Source organism: Streptococcus oralis (assembly GCF_001578945.1).
In the GTDB taxonomy this organism is placed as follows: Bacteria; Bacillota; Bacilli; order Lactobacillales; family Streptococcaceae; genus Streptococcus; species Streptococcus oralis_Q.
This window is the reverse complement of the sequence record NZ_KQ969551.1, coordinates 69,786-70,803: the sequence shown is the minus strand read 5'-3', so window position 1 is coordinate 70,803 and position 1,018 is coordinate 69,786. Positions and strand designations below refer to the sequence as shown.

2 protein-coding genes and 1 pseudogene are annotated in these 1,018 nt (G+C 39.8%); all 3 read right to left on the bottom strand.

The window, feature by feature from the left end:
* A pseudogene (locus tag SORDD16_RS11520) lies at positions 1-74 on the bottom strand (30S ribosomal protein S18); the annotation flags it as partial.
* A gap of 30 nt (positions 75-104) precedes the next feature.
* Positions 105-575: a single-stranded DNA-binding protein SsbA gene (gene ssbA / locus SORDD16_RS02995; RefSeq protein WP_061452329.1), complete on the bottom strand. Its 471-nt coding sequence runs from the start codon at positions 573-575 to the stop codon at positions 105-107.
* Positions 576-586: 11 nt separating this feature from the next.
* Positions 587-877, bottom strand: a complete 291-nt coding sequence (rpsF, locus tag SORDD16_RS02990; RefSeq protein ID WP_001151783.1) for a 30S ribosomal protein S6 — start codon at positions 875-877, stop codon at positions 587-589.
* Positions 878-1,018 lie beyond the last annotated feature (141 nt).

Here is a 1,018-nt window from a genome sequence, read left to right as displayed (position 1 = left end):
TATTCAATTTTGTTTGCTGCGATGTAATCAACTTTTTTACGGCGTTTGAATCCGCCACGACGTTGTTGAGCCATGTTTTTCTCCTTTATAATTTTAGTTGTCCATTAGAATGGTAAATCATCATCTGAAATGTCCAATGGATTTGTTGCTCCAAATGGATTTTCATCACGTGAAAAGTCAGGTACTGAATTTGTAGGTGCTGTATAACTAGCAGTTGGTGCAGAATAAGCTCCACCTGTATGTCCTTCACGCACGCTACGGCTTTCCAACATTTGGAAATTGTCAGCCACGACTTCTGTTACGTAGACACGTTGTCCTTGCTGGTTATCGTAACTACGAGTCTGGATACGACCTGTAATCCCGATAAGAGAGCCTTTTTTAGCCCAGTTAGCAAGATTTTCAGCCTGTTGGCGCCACATAACGACATTGATAAAATCAGCCTCACGTTCGCCATTTTGACTCTTAAATGTACGGTTTACTGCAAGAGTAAAAGTCGCAACTGCTACATTTGATGGGGTATAACGCAACTCAGCGTCACGTGTCATACGCCCTACAAGTACAACATTGTTAATCATAATTTACCTTCTTACGCGTCAAGTTTGACGATCATGTGACGAAGAATGTCAGCGTTGATTTTTGAAAGACGGTCAAACTCTTTAAGAGCTACGTCGTCGTTAGCTTCAACGTTAACGATGTGGTAAAGTCCTTCACGGAAATCTTGGATTTCGTATGCAAGACGACGTTTTTCCCATGATTTTGATTCAACAACAGTTGCACCGTTGTCAGTCAAGATAGAGTCAAAACGTGCTACCAAAGCGTTTTTCGCTTCTTCTTCAATGTTTGGACGAATGATATAAAGAATTTCGTATTTAGCCATTGATATGTTCCTCCTTTTGGTCTAATGACCCCTAGTCTTTGCAAGGGGTAAGTGAGGTTTGCTCACAATAAACTATTATACTAGAAAAACTGATAGATAGCAAGATAAAAGTGAAAAAAGAAGATGAAATTATCTTCTTTG

What these genes read in the sequence shown, in the direction of transcription:
- rpsF (WP_001151783.1), bottom strand. Translation starts at nt 877, where the DNA reads ATGGCTAAATACGAAATTCTTTATATCATTCGTCCAAACATTGAAGAA.
- ssbA (WP_061452329.1), bottom strand. Translation starts at nt 575, where the DNA reads ATGATTAACAATGTTGTACTTGTAGGGCGTATGACACGTGACGCTGAG.